13 protein-coding genes and 2 riboswitches are annotated in these 14,277 nt (G+C 27.1%); of the genes, 12 read left to right on the top strand and 1 reads right to left on the bottom strand.

The window, feature by feature from the left end; translation table 11 throughout:
- The first annotated feature begins 60 nt into the window (after positions 1–60).
- The 4 genes from T364_RS10295 to T364_RS0101685 all read left to right on the top strand — a co-directional run bounded on the left by T364_RS10295 (position 61) and on the right by T364_RS0101685 (position 6,567).
- The gene (locus T364_RS10295; protein ID WP_027128029.1) at positions 61–1,869 is read left to right on the top strand and encodes an oxaloacetate decarboxylase subunit alpha; all 1,809 of its coding nucleotides are present in this window, start codon (positions 61–63) and stop codon (positions 1,867–1,869) included.
- Positions 1,870–2,447: 578 nt separating this feature from the next.
- Positions 2,448–4,067 (top strand): FAD-dependent oxidoreductase, encoded by a 1,620-nt coding sequence (locus tag T364_RS0101695; protein ID WP_035945200.1) that lies wholly within the window; start codon positions 2,448–2,450, stop codon positions 4,065–4,067.
- A 251-nt stretch (positions 4,068–4,318) separates the two neighbouring features.
- A complete protein-coding gene (gene ahpC / locus T364_RS0101690; RefSeq protein WP_027128027.1) occupies positions 4,319–4,879 on the top strand; it encodes an alkyl hydroperoxide reductase subunit C in 561 nt (186 codons plus the stop codon).
- Between the two features lie 56 nt (positions 4,880–4,935).
- Positions 4,936–6,567: an FAD-dependent oxidoreductase gene (locus T364_RS0101685; protein WP_027128026.1), complete on the top strand. Its 1,632-nt coding sequence runs from the start codon at positions 4,936–4,938 to the stop codon at positions 6,565–6,567.
- 140 nt (positions 6,568–6,707) lie between these two features.
- Here T364_RS0101685 and T364_RS0101680 read toward each other — a convergent pair whose 3' ends face one another.
- Complete coding sequence (locus T364_RS0101680; RefSeq protein WP_035945199.1) at positions 6,708–7,499, bottom strand: MetQ/NlpA family ABC transporter substrate-binding protein; 792 nt, start codon at positions 7,497–7,499, stop codon at positions 6,708–6,710.
- Between the two features lie 115 nt (positions 7,500–7,614).
- Positions 7,615–7,701, bottom strand: a riboswitch (SAM riboswitch).
- Between the two features lie 127 nt (positions 7,702–7,828).
- Here T364_RS0101680 and T364_RS0101675 point away from each other — a divergent pair.
- From T364_RS0101675 to thiE, 8 genes are all read left to right on the top strand, one after another.
- The gene (locus T364_RS0101675) at positions 7,829–8,491 is read left to right on the top strand and encodes a YoaK family protein (protein ID WP_051532608.1); all 663 of its coding nucleotides are present in this window, start codon (positions 7,829–7,831) and stop codon (positions 8,489–8,491) included.
- 233 nt (positions 8,492–8,724) lie between these two features.
- A complete protein-coding gene (locus tag T364_RS10930; RefSeq protein ID WP_051532602.1) occupies positions 8,725–9,306 on the top strand; it encodes a TetR/AcrR family transcriptional regulator in 582 nt (193 codons plus the stop codon).
- 28 nt (positions 9,307–9,334) lie between these two features.
- Entirely contained in the window at positions 9,335–10,681 is a 1,347-nt protein-coding gene (locus tag T364_RS0101665) for an OmpP1/FadL family transporter (protein WP_027128023.1), read from the top strand.
- Positions 10,682–10,738: 57 nt separating this feature from the next.
- A riboswitch (TPP riboswitch) is annotated at positions 10,739–10,840 on the top strand.
- A 120-nt stretch (positions 10,841–10,960) separates the two neighbouring features.
- On the top strand, positions 10,961–11,173 hold the full coding sequence (thiS, locus tag T364_RS0101660) for a sulfur carrier protein ThiS (RefSeq protein WP_027128022.1): 213 nt from the start codon (positions 10,961–10,963) through the stop codon (positions 11,171–11,173).
- Positions 11,174–11,220: 47 nt separating this feature from the next.
- Positions 11,221–11,997, top strand: coding sequence for a thiazole synthase (locus T364_RS0101655; protein ID WP_027128021.1), 777 nt, complete (start codon positions 11,221–11,223; stop codon positions 11,995–11,997).
- On the top strand, positions 11,997–13,103 hold the full coding sequence (gene thiH, locus T364_RS0101650; RefSeq protein ID WP_027128020.1) for a 2-iminoacetate synthase ThiH: 1,107 nt from the start codon (positions 11,997–11,999) through the stop codon (positions 13,101–13,103). Before T364_RS0101655 ends, thiH begins: the two co-directional genes overlap by 1 nt.
- Positions 13,100–13,642, top strand: coding sequence for a sulfur carrier protein ThiS adenylyltransferase ThiF (gene thiF / locus T364_RS0101645; RefSeq protein WP_027128019.1), 543 nt, complete (start codon positions 13,100–13,102; stop codon positions 13,640–13,642). Before thiH ends, thiF begins: the two co-directional genes overlap by 4 nt.
- Positions 13,632–14,264 carry a thiamine phosphate synthase gene (thiE, locus tag T364_RS0101640; RefSeq protein ID WP_027128018.1) on the top strand — a complete coding sequence of 211 codons (633 nt, stop codon included), beginning with the start codon at positions 13,632–13,634 and terminating at the stop codon, positions 14,262–14,264. Before thiF ends, thiE begins: the two co-directional genes overlap by 11 nt.
- Positions 14,265–14,277 lie beyond the last annotated feature (13 nt).

The following is a 14,277-nucleotide window of genomic DNA, read 5'->3' as shown; positions in this document are numbered from 1 at the left end:
TGTTAAAATATAACCAAAATAAGTTAAAAAATAAAAAAATAGAAAGATAGGAGAGAGCTTATGACACAATTAAAAATAACAGAAACATCTCTAAGAGATGGGGCACAATCACTAATAGCTACAAGATTAACAACAGAAGAAATTTTGCCTATAATAGAAAAAATGGATCAAGCTGGATTCTATTCTATGGAAGTGTGGGGTGGAGCTACATTTGATTCTTGTATAAGATTCTTAAATGAAGACCCATGGGAAAGATTAAGAGCTATAAGAGCTAAAGTAAAAAATACAAAACTACAAATGCTAATAAGAGGACAAAATTTATTAGGATATAGACATTATTCAGATGATGTAGTAGAAGAATTTGTAAAAAAATCTTTAGAAAATGGAATAGATATAATAAGAGCTTTTGATGCATTAAATGATTTTAGAAACTTAGAAACTACAATAAAAGCAATAAAAAAATATAAAGGACATTGTCAAGGATGTATAGCTTATACAACAAGTGAGGTTCATACAATAGATTATTATGTAAAAAAAGTAAAAGAATTAGAAAAAATGGGAGTAGATTCAATTTGTATAAAAGATATGGCTGGAATATTATTACCTGATACAGGATATGATTTAATAACAGCTATAAAAGAAAATTGTTCATTACCATTAGAATTACATACTCACTGTACAAGTGGAATAGCTCAAATATTATATGCAAATGCTATAGAAGCAGGAGTAGATATAATAGATACAGCAATGTCACCATTCTCTGGAGGAACATCACAACCAGCTACAGAAGTATTTGCTGAAATATTAAAAGATACAGAGAGAGACCCTAAATTAAATATGGAAGTATTGGGTGAAGTAGCTGATTACTTAAAAGGAGTAATAGAAAAATATAGAAAAAATGGTATATTAAATCCAAAAGTAATGGAAACTGAGCCAAAAGCATTAGTATATCAAGTTCCTGGAGGAATGTTATCTAACTTAATGTCTCAATTATCTCAACAAAACGCTATGGATAAATATGAAGAGGTATTAAGAGAGATACCAAGAGTAAGAAAAGATTTAGGATATCCACCATTAGTAACTCCAATGTCACAAATGGTAGGAACTCAAGCAGTATTTAACGTATTATTAAAACAAAGATATAAAGTAGTACCTAAAGAAATAAAAGACTATGTAAGAGGATTATATGGAAAGAGTCCAGCTCCAATAGATAAAGAAATACAAAAAATAATTATTGGAGATGAAGTACCTAGTACATGTAGACCAGCTGATAAAATAGCTCCAGAATTAGAAAAATTAAAAGGAGAAATAGGAAGTTTAGCAAAATCAATGGAAGATGTACTAAGTTATGCTTTATTCCCTGAATATGCTAAGAAATTCTTAGAAAATAGAGGAAAACCAAAAGTAGAAACAGTAGAAGAGGTTAAAAAACCAATTCAAGAAAAAGATACAAAAGAAATTCAGGAGGAACCAATGTTAAGAGCTTACAGAGTAAATGTAAACGGAAAATCTTATGAAGTAGAGGTAGAGGAAATAGGAGCTCAAACTACAACAGCACCTGTACAACCAAAAGCAGCACCAGCTCCAGTGGCACCAGCACCTACTCCAAAACCAGAACCTACACCTGCACCAGCTCCTACACAAACAACATCAGCTAGTGGAGAAATTGTTGAGGCTCCAATGCCAGGAACAATAGTTGATATAAAAGTAAAAGTTGGAGATTCAGTAAAAGAGGGAGATTTAGTTGCTGTAATAGAAGCAATGAAAATGGAAACAGATTTATATTCTACAAAAACAGGAATAGTAAAGGCAATCAATGCAGCAAAAGGAACTCAAGTAAATACTGGAGATGCAATAATTACTTTCTAGTTTAAAAAAATTAAAATTCTTTCAGTATTTATTACTGAAAGAATTTTTTTTATTTAAAAATTTAATTTATACATTTATAAAATAAAAAAATAAGAATATAATATTTTAAGAAAGTAATAGATATGAAAATAGAAAATATTTTAAAATAAATATTATAAGAAATAAAAGATAAATTTTTAGATAGAGTTGACGAAAAGGAATTTTATATTTATACAATTAGTATGAGTATAAAAAAGAAAGGATAATACTAATGAATAGAAAAACTCAAATTTAATTTTTTTAAATATATTTTACTACCTATTTTAATTATTATTTTTTTAGATATATACAATTATATAAAAGCAGAAAAAATTCCTCCTTTAAATTTTGAACTTTTTATAATTTTCTTAGGATTTTTTTATAACTAGTTTTTTTGGTTAATAACAGAAGTTGTTTAAGTTAGTCTTGAAGACTTTATTAATTTAAATTTGAAAGGAAAATAGTATTTATTTTAATAATTTTAATTCTTATTTTTCTTTATAAATCTACAAATAGAATTTAATTATATAAATTTTATAAAATAAAAAAGGAGAATAACTATGGGCGAAAGAGTATATGATGTTATTGTAATTGGAGGGGGACCTTCAGGTTTAACTTCTGGAATCTATGGTGGAAGAGCAAAATTGGATGTATTAATTATTGATAAAGATGATTTTGGAGGACAAATAAAATTAACTGATGAAGTTGTCAATTATCCAGGAATAAATTCTATAAAAGGAAAAGAAATTGTAGAAGTAATGAAAAAACAAGCTCAAAAGTTTGGAGTAACTTTTATTCATGATGAAGTTATAAAATTAGACTTAGAAGGAGATATAAAAAAAGTTGTAACTAAATTAGGTGAATATAAAGGTTTAACAGTAATAATAGCCAGTGGAATAACTCATAAAAAATTAAATTTTGTTGGAGAAAATGAATTTTTAGGAAAAGGGGTTAGTTATTGTGCTATTTGTGATGGAGAATTTTTTAAGGAAAAGGATATTTTTGTTGTAGGAGCTGGATTTGTAGCAGCAGAAGAATCTATATTTTTAACAAGATATGGGAAAAAAGTTCACATACTAGCTAGAGAACCTGAGTTTACTTGTGCCAAAACAATAGCTGATAAAGTATTAAAAAATCCTAAAATAGAAGTGAAATTTAACACAGAAATTATCAGTGCTGAGGGAGATAACCTTCTTAGAAAAATAAAAATGAAAAATAATATTACTGGAGAGATAACAGAATTTATTTCAGAAAATAACGATAATATAGGTTTATTTATTTTTATTGGTTTTGTTCCCCAAACTGATATTTATAAAGGAATTGTAGAATTAACAGAAGAGGGATATATAAAAACAAATGAATTTATGGAAACTAATGTTGAAAGAGTATATGCAGTAGGAGATATAAGACCAAAAGAGTTAAGACAATTAGTTACAGCTATTTCAGATGGAGGAACAGCAATTTCTAGAATAGAAAAATATGTTTTTGAACTTAGGGAAAAATTAAATCTTCCAAGAGTAGAAAGAGAAGATGATTGTGAAGAGAATGGAATTTTAGATAGTGATATGAAAAAACAAATCGTAGAACTTACAAAAAGATTTGAATCTCCATTAAATCTTATAATGGTAAAAGGAGAAGATTTAGAAAAATCAAAAGCACTAGAAGAATTACTAAAAGAATTAAGTGGACTAACAGAAAAAATAAAAGTTTCTATCTATGAAAGTAACTCTCCAGAAATAAATGAAAAATTTCTTTTAGAAAGATTACCAGCAGTATTTATCTTAAATAAAGATAATGAATACTCAAGAATAAAATATTCCACAATTCCTTTAGAGCATGAATTAAATTCTTTTATGCAAGCTTTGTATAATATAGCTGGGCCTGGTGATGAAGTAAAAGAGGAATTGTTAGAAAGAATAGATAAGATAGAAAAGAAAATAAATGTACAAATAGGAGTTTCATTAAAATGTACTAGATGTCCAGATACAGTTCAAGCTACTCAATTTATTGTTTCAAGAAATAAAAATGTTTCTGTTGAAATAATAGATGTATTAACACATAAAGAATTTAAAAAGAAACATGATATAGTAGGAGTTCCAGCTATAGTAGTAAATGAAAAAAATATTTATTTTGGTCAAATGTCATTAGAAGAAATGATAGAAATTTTAGAAAAACAATAGAAAAAATATTGGAGTTATTGTCAAGTTTGTTTCTTAATAATAAAAAAGGCAATAACTCTTTTTATATAATAAACATCCTTTTAATTATAAAGTTTAAAATCACTTTTTAGAAGATATAAAGATTCTTTTGTTATAATTTTAAAAAAAAATATTTTGAATTTCAAAAAAACTATTGACAAAAAATAAGATAGTTGTTATAATAAATTTGTAATCAATACAAATAACAATAAATTTTAAACAGGAGGAAGATTATGTCTTTAATAGGAAAAAAAGTTGAAGAATTTAAAGCAAAAGGATATCAAAATGGTGATTTTATAGAGATAACAAATGAATCAATGAAAGGAAAATGGGCAGCAGTAGTATTTTATCCAGCTGATTTTACTTTTGTATGTCCTACAGAATTAGAAGATTTAGCTAATTTATATGAAGAATTCAAAAAAGAAGGATGCGAAGTATATTCAGTTTCAACAGATACAGAATTTGTTCATAAAGCTTGGCACGATACTTCTGAAAGAATTAAAAAAGTTCAATACCCAATGATAGCTGACCCAACAGGAAAATTATCAAGAGCTTTTGAAGTTATGATAGAAGAAGAGGGATTAGCTTTAAGAGGAAGTTTCATTATAGACCCAGAAGGAGTTATCCAAGCTTATGAAGTTCATGCTAATGGAATAGGAAGAGAAGCTAGTGAATTATTAAGAAAATTACAAGCAGCTAAATTTGTAAGAGAACATGGAGAGGTTTGTCCAGCTAAATGGAAACCAGGAAAAGAAAGTTTAAAACCATCAATTGATTTAGTTGGAAAACTTTAAGATTTAAAAAGATGTTGCTTTTTTAAGTAACATCTTTTCTTTATAGAGGAGGGAATATGGAAAAAATTTATGATATGATTGTAATAGGAGGAGGACCAGCTGGACTTACAGCTGGAATCTATGGAGGAAGAGCAAAATTAGATGTTCTTGTTATAGAAAAAGAAGAAAAAGGTGGACAAATAAAAATAACAAGTGAAGTTGTTAATTATCCAGGAATAAAAGAAATTTCTGGAAGTGAATTAGTTGATAAAATAAAAGAACAAGCTAAAAGTTTTAAAAATGAGTTTATTCAAGATGAAGTTATTGATATGGAATTACATGGAGATATAAAAGTTATAAAAACAAAATCTGGAAAGGAATATAAAGGATTATCAGTTGTTATAGCTACAGGAGCTTCTCCAAGAAAATTAAATTTTCCAGGAGAAATAGAATATTCAGGAAGAGGGGTAGCTTATTGTGCTACATGTGATGGAGAATTTTTTACAGGATTAGATGTTTTTGTAATTGGTGGAGGATTTGCTGCAGCTGAGGAATCAATGTTTTTAACTAAATATGCTAAAAAAGTCCATGTTATAGTTAGAGAACCAGAATTTACTTGTGCTAGAACAATAGCTGATAAAGTATTGGCTCATCCAAAAATAGATGTTAGATTTAATACAGAAGTATTAGAAGCTACAGGAGATAAATTTTTAAGAAAAATACTTTTAAAAAATAATATTACTAATGAAATTGAAGAATTTTCTCCTGAAGATGGAGAAACTTTTGGAATATTTATTTTTGTTGGATATGAACCTCAAAGTAAAATTTTTAAAAATCATGTAGAAATTGATAAACAAGGTTTTATTTTAACAAATGAAGATTTAATGACTAATGTAACAGGAGTATATGCAGTAGGTGATATTAGACCTAAAAAATTAAGACAAGTTGTTACAGCAGTCTCTGATGGGGCTATAGCTTCTAGTAATATAGAGAAGTATGTTTTTGACCTTAGAGAAAAATTAGGATTAAAAAAAGATGAAGTAGAAGTACAAAAAGAAAATGAAGTAAAAGAACAAATGTTAGATGAGAATCTAAAAGAACAACTTAGAGAGGTAACTAAAGTATTTCAAAATAAAATAGAATTAGCTGTAATAAAAGGAGAAAATTTAGAAGAAACTTCAGAGATAATCCAAATGGCAGAAGAAATTGGAAGTACAAATGATAAAATTCAAGTTAAAATTTATGAAAAAACAGATGTACAATTAAGAGAAAAAGGAATTGATTTAGAAAAATTACCAGCTATTGCTATATTAAATGATAAAGGGGAATATTCAAGAATAAAATACACAACTGTTCCTACAGGACATGAATTAAATTCATTTATTTTAGCTATGTATAATGTTTCAGGACCAGGACAAAAAATAAATGATTCTTTAGTTGAAAGAATATCTAAAATAGATAAAAAATTAAATATAAAAATAGGAATTTCATTAAATTGTACTAGATGTCCAGAGACAGTTCAATCAACACAAAGAATAGCTGTAGAAAATCCAAATATTAATGTTGAAGTAATAGATGTATTTTCTCACAAAGAATTTAAGAAAAAATATGATATATTAAGTGTGCCAGCAATGGTTATAAATGATAAAGAACTTCGTTTTGGACAACTATCTTTAGAAGAAGTTTTAGATATTTTAGAAAAAATATAAATTAAAAATTTAAAATAAGAAGGGATGTTATAACTTATATTATTAATAATAAATAAAGTAAGTTATAACACTTTTTTTATAAAAATATTCCCTATCTTATTTTAATTTATGATAAATTTTCCCAAAATTATCAGCTTAAATTAAAAAGTTGCTATTACAGACCCTTTATATTGCTCATTTATAAATTTTTTAATATTTTCAGTTCTAAGTTCATCAACTAACACTTTGACATCAGCATCATTTAAATTTTCATCTCTAACAGCCACAATATTAGCATAAGGAGATTCAGCTCCTTCAATGGCAATAGAATCTTTTATAGGGTCTAAATTAGCTTGAAGAGCATAGTTACAATTTATGATAGCTACATCAACATCTTTTATAACACGAGGAAGTTGAGGAGCTTCAATAGATTTAAATTTTAATTTTTTAGGATTTTTTATAATATCAAATTCAGTAGCACTAAGGTCTGTAGGGTCTTTTAAAGTAATAATTCCTTTATTATGAAGAAGTAATAAAGCTCTTCCACCATTTGTAGGGTCACTAGGAATAGCTACTACTCCACCTTTTTTTACTTCTTCCAAAGATTTATATTTATCAGAAAATACAGCTATTGGAGAAATAAAAATTCCTTCACCTATTTGAGAAATTTTTAAATTTCTTTCTGTTTTAAATTTTTCAAGATAAGGTGTATGTTGGAAAAAATTTGCATCTAAATCTCCATCAGCTAAAGCTAAGTTAGGAGTAACATATTCATTAAATTCAATGATTTCTAAATCTATTCCTTTTTCTTTTAACTGAGGTTTAACAGCCTCTAAAATTTCAGCATGAGGAACAGGTGAAGCTCCTACTTTAAGAGTTTTAGAAAATGAATAATTTCCTAGTAGAGAAAAAGCTACAAGTGTTGTAAATAATTTTTTTGATAAGTTTGACATAATATTATCATCTCCTTAAAATTTTTTTAATTATAAAAAATATCACTCTTAATAAAAAATCTCTAAATTTTACTATCAAGAAAATTTAGAGATATAAGGAATAGATTATTAATCTAAACCATCTACATGGAATTAGCACCACACTCTAAAGTAGGTTGCTGAAACATCATAGGGCCAGTCCCTCAGTTTCTCTTGATGGATATTTTTTATTTTGTGTATGATATAATAAAAAAATAAATTTGTCAACTATTTTTTTTATTTTTTCTTTATGTTATAATAAAGTTGGTATTACATACAGAGAGGTGATAAAATTGAACAAAGTATTTCAAATGTCTGAACGGTATAGGGTAGGTCTAATTTTAGCTATTGTAGGTGGTTATTTAGATGCTTACACTTATGTGTGTAGAGGTAAGGTATTTGCAAATGCTCAAACAGGAAATATAGTTTTATTTGGAATAAAACTTGTAGAAAAACAATGGGGTAGTGCTTTAGAATATTTTACTCCAATAATGGCCTTTGTAGTAGGGATTCTTCTTTCAGAGTTTTTTAGAAAAAAATATAATAAAGAATTTTTACATTGGAGACAAAGTATTTTATTATTAGAAATGGCTATTTTGATAATGGTATCTTTTATGCCTATGGGAGATTTAGATATATTAGTAAATGTACTAATATCTTTTGTGTGCTCTCTTCAGGTAGAAGCTTTTAGAAAATTTAGAGGTAAAGCTTATGCTTCAACAATGTGTACAGGAAATTTAAGAAGTGCAAGTGAAGCTCTTTATAAATCTATGATAGGAAAAAATAAAGAAGATTTTAGGAGTAGTATGAACTATTTTGGAATAATAACTTTTTTTATTATAGGTGGAATGATAGGAGCTATTCTTACTAAAAAATATTTAGAAAAATCGGTTCTTTTTTCTGTAATTGGATTAATGATAGTATTTATAATGATGTTTGTTGATTATGATAGAAATAAAAAAGAAACTTGTTAAGGAAACTTAACGAGTTTTTTATTTACAAATTTTTTATTTTAATAAATTACTAATGTGATTTTATTTTATAAAAAATGTAATGAAAAAAAATAATAACGTTATGAAATAAAAAATAAATTTTATTTATATATTGACTTTTCAAGGATATATATAGTATAATTTTTTTTGTTCATGTAAAATATGTTTTTTTATTTTAATAATAGTGTTATGTAAAAAACGAAAAGGAGTTTTTTATGGGAAGGAAATTAAAGTTCACAAGAGAAGAAATTTTAAATAAAGCTTATGAAATTTTGGTAAAAGAAGGTATGAAAAAAATTTCAGCTAGGACAATAGCTAATGAGTTGGGAATATCAACAATAGGTGTTTACTCTAATTTTAAATCAATGTCAGATTTAAAAAATGAACTTTCATTACTTGCTAAAAATAAACTACTAGATAAAGTAAAAATTAATTATACAGAACTTGGACTTTTAAATATAGGAATAGGAATTTGTCTTTTTGCTAAAGAGGAAAAGGCTTTATTTAGAGCTATATTTATGAGAGAAAATTTATCAGAAGAATTTTTAAATGAAATTACTAGAGATTTGATAAATTTAGTTTATAAAGGATTTAAAGAGAGTGACAAATACAATATTTTAAAAGATAGTACTATTAACTGGATGATAAGAAAAGGTTGGTGGTATACTCATGGTTTTGCTTGTTTAATTTGCTCAGGTTTTTATAATCCAACTTATGAAATGATTGAAAGTGAATTACGTGAAGTTGGTTATCTTATATTAAAACAAGCTATGAAAATAAATGAGGAAAAAAATTAAAAATTATATATAGATTAAGGAGAGAGAAATGAAAAAAACACTTATGTTAACAGCTTTAATAGCTTCAGTAAATGTTTATGCTGGAAGTATTGATTATTTAGCCCAACAAGATGCTGAATATTTTGCCCATGCTTCAATGACAGGAAAAATTGGAACATCAGGAGCTTTCTATAATCCAGCTGGTACAGCTTTCATGGAAGATGGACTTTATGTAAAAGTAAACACTCAAACAGTATTTAAAAATTATACTATGAATACAGATTATAAAGGAATACCTGGATTTACAGATAATGTAAAAGGAAAACATGATAGTGATTATCCATCAGTAATGGTTCCAAGTATTCAAATAGTAAAAAAAGATGGAGATAGAAGTTATTTCTTACACGGTGGTATAGCTGCTGGTGGAGGAAGTTTAAAATATAACAATGGAATATCAGCTTTTGAAGTTATTGGAGAAGGAATACAAGGAATATTTAGACAAGAACAAATTAAACTTGGAGAATCTCCAGAAGCAACAGTTGAATATTTAGGAGGAAGTAAAGTAAAAGGTTCATCTTTTTATTATAATTTAAACTTAGGAATGGCTCAAAAACTTAATGAAAAATTTTCTGTAGCTGGAGGAGTTAGATTTATTTATGCTACAAGAGCTTTAGAAGGAACAGGACATTTTGGATTAGACCTAGATGGGCAAGGAAATATTCCTCAACAAAATGTAGATGTTACTATAGATTCTGAAAGAGAAGCTTATGGAATTGGTTGGTTAGTAGGATTTAACTATAAACCAATAGAAAAATTAAATATTGGTTTTAAATATGAAAGTGAAATTAAATTAGATTTTGAAGCTAAGAATGGAATGAATGGATTAAAAGTAAATTCTCCAATAAAGGAAGAGGATATATATGGAAGTTTAGCCAAAAATCCTATAGTAAGTGAATGGTTAGTAGATGGATATAGAAATTTACCAGCAATGATGTCATTAGGAATTTCTTATGATGTTAATGATAGACTTACATTACTTACAAGTGGAAACTATTATTTTATAGAAGATGCTAATGATAGTAATGCTTATGCTCATTATACAAATGGATATGAAGCATCAGTTGGATTTGATTATAAACTAAATGAACAATATACTTTAATGGCTGGATACCAATATACAAATACAGGAGCTAATGAAGATACATACAAAGATACTGACTATGCTTTAGATGCTCATATGTATAGTATAGGACTTAAATATACTCCAAATGAAACTAGAACATATACAATCGCTTATTCATATGTAGATTATATTGATGGAACTTCAAAAGAACATGGAACAAGATTTGAGAAACAAGTTCATGCTATTGGATTAGCTGCTGAATTTAAATTATAATAAAAACTTGACAAATAAAACATAAAGTTATACAATACTTTTGAAAAAATTAAATAGATAGCTTACTAGGGGAGCCAAAAAGGCTGAGAGGAGGTTCGACCTCGACTCTTATTACTTGAACCAGATAATGCTGGCGAAAGGAAGTAAAATTATTTCCTCATAAAGAGGCTTTGTACTATTAAGTTATTTAAGAGGAAAATTTTATAAGAAGATTTATCCCTAGTAGATTTCTACTAGGGATTTTTTTATAGAAAAATTTTTGAGAAAGGAGGAAAATTTATGAAAATAATTTTAAACGGTGTTGAAGAGGAAATAGAAAAAGAAATTATTTTAAAAGAATTTATTGAAAAAATTTCAATAGAAAAAAATATAACTCTTTCTGGAGCAGTGGTTTTAGTAAATGATAATCTTATTAAAAAAGATAATTGGCAAGATGTAACTATAAAAGAAAATGATGTTGTAGAAGTTCTAGTTTTTGTTTCTGGTGGATAAGAAAAAATATGTATATAAATAAAAATAAAAAATAAGTTGGAGGAAAAATGGATAAGTTAGTATTAAAAGGACATGAATTTGAAAGTAGATTATTAACAGGAACAGGAAAATTTTCTGATAAAAATTTGATAGCTCCAATGTTAAAAGCAAGTGGTTCAAACATTATAACAATGGCATTAAGAAGAGTAAATTTTTCAAATCCAAAGGAAAATGTTTTAAATTATATTCCTAAAGATGTAACATTATTACCTAATACTTCAGGGGCTAGAAATGCTGAAGAGGCCATAAAAATAGCTAGAATAGCTAGAGAAGCTGGTTGTGGAGATTTTATAAAAATTGAAATAATTAATGATATGAAATATTTAATGCCTGATAATGAAGAAACAATAAAAGCTACAAAAGTATTAGCTGATGAAGGATTTATAGTTTTACCTTATATAGTTCCTGATTTAATTACAGCCAAAAAATTAGAAGAGGCTGGGGCAGCTGCTGTAATGCCTTTAGGTTCACCAATTGGTTCAAATAAAGGATTACAAACAAAAGCTTTAATAGAAATGATAAATGAAAATAAAAAAGTTCCTGTAATTGTAGATGCTGGAATTGGAACTCCATCACAAGCAGCTGAAGCTATGGAAATGGGAGTTGACGCTGTATTAGTTAACACAGCCATTTCAACAGCTGAAGACCCTGTAAAAATGGGAGAGGCTTTTGCTTTGGGAGTAAAAGCTGGGAGAATGGCTTATCTTTCAAAATTAGCTAAAACTTCAAAATATGCTAATGCTTCATCTCCTCTTACAGATTTCTTATTCAGAGGTGAAAAATAATGGGATTTTATTCTGTTGTGAAAGAATGGAAAGATTTTGACTTTGAAGGATATTTTTCAAAAGTTACTGATGAAGATGTGGTAGATAGTATTTATAAAGAACATTTAACTGAATATGATTTTTTAAATTTACTTTCTCCAATAGCTAAAAATCATTTAGAGGAAATGGCTAGAAGAGCTAATGAGATAAAAACTCAACATTTTGGAAATATTATATCTCTTTATATGCCAATATATATTTCAAATTTCTGTACAAATAATTGTACTTACTGTGGTTTCTCAAAGAAAAATCATATTGTAAGAAAACATCAAAATCTTGAACAAATAGAAGAAGAGGCCAAAGAGATAGCAAAAACAGGAGTAGAACATATTTTAATGCTTACAGGAGAAGCTCATGGACTTGTGACTTTAGATTATTTAAAAGATGCTGTAAAAGTATTAAAAAAATATTTTAATTCTGTTTCAATAGAAGTTATGCCATTAGAAGAATGGGAATATAAAGAATTAGTAGATATTGGATTAGATGGATTAACTGTATATCAAGAAACATATAATGAAGAGAGATATGATGAAGTTCATTTATCTGGTAAGAAAAAAGATTATCATTTCCGTTTAGATACTCCAGAGAGAGGGGCAAAAGCTGGAATAAGAACTATTGGAATTGGACCTTTATTTGGTTTGAGTGAAATAAGAAAAGAAGCTTTTATGGCTGGAATGCATTTAAAATATTTAACTGATAATTATTTGAATTCTTCTTTCTCAATCTCTTTACCAAGAATAAATCCAGCAGAAGGGGGATTCCAACCAGACCATCCACTAGATGATATAACTTTTGTACAATTTATGACAGCTTTTAGAATTTTCCAAATAAAAGCGGATATAAATATTTCTACAAGAGAGGTAGCTTCATTTAGAGACCATTTAATGCATATGGGAATTACAAAAATGTCTGTTGGTTCTAAAACAGATGTTGGAGGATATACAGAGAATGACCCATCTACTTGTCAATTTGAAATAAGTGATAATAGAAGTGCTGAAGAAACAATACAAGCAATTAGAGATAATGGATACCAACCAATATTTAAAGATTGGGAGCAAATCAAATGATAATAGGTATAGCTGGTTGTGGTGGAATCGGAAGTAATGTAGCTTATCATTTGGTGAGAACAGGGGTAAAATATTTAAAGTTTGGAGATTTTGATAAGATTGAAGAATCAAACTTGAATAGACAATTTTATTTCAAAAATCAAATTGGAAAATATAAAAGTGAAACTTTAAAAGAGAATTTAACCCTTATAAATCCTGAAATAAAAATTGATTTTGAAATAATTAAATTTGATAGAAATAATATTTCTGAATTTTTTAAAGATTGTGATATTGTAGTAGAAGCTTTTGATAAAAAAGAATATAAAAGTATTTTAGTGGAAGAACTTTTACCACTTGGAAAAAAGATTATTTCAGCTTCTGGAATAGGAGATTATGATACAAAATCAATTGAAATAAAAAATATTGGAAAAAATTTAATTGTAGTAGGAGATTTCAAAAAAGATACTGATGATTATAAGACTTATTCTCATAAAGTTGGAATAGTTGCAGCTTTAATGAGTGAAAAAGTTTTAGAGATAGGAGGATATTTTGAGAAATAGAATAATTATTCCTGAAGGAATCTATGGAATTACAGGTGAAAATTTTACTAATGGAAAGACTAATATACAATGTGTAGAAGAGATGATTCGTGGTGGAATAAAAATAATTCAATATAGAGAAAAGAATAAAAGTTTGGGCGAAAAATTAAAAGAAGCTAGAGAGATAAGGGAAATTTGTAAAAAAAATGGAGTTACTTTTATTGTAAATGATAATATTGATATAGCAATTTTAGTTGATGCAGATGGGGTTCATGTGGGACAAGATGATATTCCTCCTAGTGAAGTAAGGAAACTTATAGGAGAAAATAAAATAATTGGTCTATCAACTCATTCTCCAGAACAAGGAAAAAAAGCTTATGAAAATAATGATGTAGATTATATTGGAGTTGGGCCAATATTTCCTACAACAACAAAAGATACTGCTCCTGTAGGATTAGAATATTTAGAATATGTTGTAAATAATTTAGATATTCCTTTTGTTGCCATTGGAGGAATAAAAGATTATAACATTGATAAAATAATTGAGAGAGGGGCAAAAAGAATTTGCTTAGTAAGTGATATTGTGGGAGCTGAAAATATTTCAGAAAAAGTAAAATCTTTAATAAGCAAATTAAAAAAATAAATTTATTCCTAAA

The organism is Fusobacterium perfoetens ATCC 29250 (assembly GCF_000622245.1).
Classification (GTDB): domain Bacteria; phylum Fusobacteriota; class Fusobacteriia; order Fusobacteriales; family Fusobacteriaceae; genus Fusobacterium_B; species Fusobacterium_B perfoetens.
Note: the sequence above shows the minus strand (reverse complement) of the source record. Positions and strands in the feature narration are given on the sequence as shown.

Coding starts and splice junctions, on each gene's coding strand:
- T364_RS0101680 (WP_035945199.1), bottom strand. CDS start 7,499: ATGTCAAACTTATCAAAAAAATTATTTACAACACTTGTAGCTTTTTCT.
- thiF (WP_027128019.1), top strand. CDS start 13,100: ATGATAATAGGTATAGCTGGTTGTGGTGGAATCGGAAGTAATGTAGCT.
- T364_RS10295 (WP_027128029.1), top strand. CDS start 61: ATGACACAATTAAAAATAACAGAAACATCTCTAAGAGATGGGGCACAA.
- thiS (WP_027128022.1), top strand. CDS start 10,961: ATGAAAATAATTTTAAACGGTGTTGAAGAGGAAATAGAAAAAGAAATT.
- ahpC (WP_027128027.1), top strand. CDS start 4,319: ATGTCTTTAATAGGAAAAAAAGTTGAAGAATTTAAAGCAAAAGGATAT.
- T364_RS0101695 (WP_035945200.1), top strand. CDS start 2,448: ATGGGCGAAAGAGTATATGATGTTATTGTAATTGGAGGGGGACCTTCA.
- T364_RS0101675 (WP_051532608.1), top strand. CDS start 7,829: ATGTCTGAACGGTATAGGGTAGGTCTAATTTTAGCTATTGTAGGTGGT.
- T364_RS0101655 (WP_027128021.1), top strand. CDS start 11,221: ATGGATAAGTTAGTATTAAAAGGACATGAATTTGAAAGTAGATTATTA.
- T364_RS0101665 (WP_027128023.1), top strand. CDS start 9,335: ATGAAAAAAACACTTATGTTAACAGCTTTAATAGCTTCAGTAAATGTT.
- thiH (WP_027128020.1), top strand. CDS start 11,997: ATGGGATTTTATTCTGTTGTGAAAGAATGGAAAGATTTTGACTTTGAA.
- T364_RS0101685 (WP_027128026.1), top strand. CDS start 4,936: ATGGAAAAAATTTATGATATGATTGTAATAGGAGGAGGACCAGCTGGA.
- T364_RS10930 (WP_051532602.1), top strand. CDS start 8,725: ATGGGAAGGAAATTAAAGTTCACAAGAGAAGAAATTTTAAATAAAGCT.